The organism is Methylobacterium frigidaeris (assembly GCF_022179185.1).
GTDB lineage: Bacteria > Pseudomonadota > Alphaproteobacteria > Rhizobiales > Beijerinckiaceae > Methylobacterium > Methylobacterium frigidaeris.
In genome coordinates this window covers 1-408 of sequence record NZ_BPQJ01000149.1, presented here as the reverse complement: position 1 = coordinate 408, position 408 = coordinate 1, and the positions used below count along the sequence as shown (strand labels likewise).

Below are 408 nucleotides of genomic sequence, written 5' to 3'. Positions count from 1 at the left end.
GCTGCTGCGTCTGCAGCGCCTTCAGCTTCGTCGACTCCTCCTCGATATCCGCGTCAACCAGGATGCCGATGGTGCGGTCGTTCGCCTTCATCAGCGTGTCGACGAAGGTCTTCTGCCCGTCGATCTGCGTCTTGTTGGCGCCCAGCTTCGTGCCGGCGTCGGTCACCTTCGCGATCGCCTGGTCCACCATGTCGATGATGTTCGACAGGTTGGTGTCCCCGGCCGTCCCGACCAGGTTCGAGATGTCGAAGCTCGTCACCGAGTATTTGGCAGCGTTGTTGAACCCGTCGTAGGTGCCGGTTTGGGTGTCGAGGATGCCTTTGGCGGTGGTGGTGGTCGCCACGGATCCCGCACCGGCGGACGCGTTGGTTCCGGTGCTCGTCTGCGCGGCGGTGAAGCCGAAGCTGG

The 408-nt window shown here is 63.7% G+C and carries 1 protein-coding gene; it reads right to left on the bottom strand.

The features are described 5' to 3' along the window. On the bottom strand, positions 1-408 hold a 408-nt coding region (locus tag MFF64_RS36625; protein WP_273557213.1), incomplete at both ends, for a flagellin.